This window comes from Campylobacter sp. BCW_4323 (assembly GCF_001763115.1).
Lineage (GTDB): Bacteria > Campylobacterota > Campylobacteria > Campylobacterales > Campylobacteraceae > Campylobacter_D > Campylobacter_D jejuni.
The window spans coordinates 1-335 of sequence record NZ_MJYC01000060.1; the positions used below are offsets into that span (position 1 = coordinate 1).

At 28.7% G+C, this 335-nt stretch carries 1 pseudogene; it reads right to left on the reverse strand.

From position 1 onward, the window contains the following. Positions 1 to 335, reverse strand: a pseudogene (locus AJN60_RS05710) (hypothetical protein); the annotation flags it as partial.

Below are 335 nucleotides of genomic sequence, written 5' to 3' on the forward strand. Positions count from 1 at the left end.
GCTTCATCATACCAAATCACTTCTAACTTTTCTTCTTGGATGATTCTTAATGCTACTTCTTTTGTTAGATATTCTTTAATGTCTTTTCCATCGTATTTTTTTTGCTTATAATTCATCTGCAACATTTTATCAATGGCTTCTTTTTCACTATCAAAAGAATATTCATCTTCAACACCGCCCCTTTCTCCAATATAAACAGCTTCGTATTTATTATTATTAGGATTAAACCAAATTGTAAAATGATATTCTCCTGCTGTATAATCATAATCACGCCAAGTTACATAGATTAACTTTTCTTCTTTTATAATTAATTCTGCTTGTTCTCTTGTCATTTT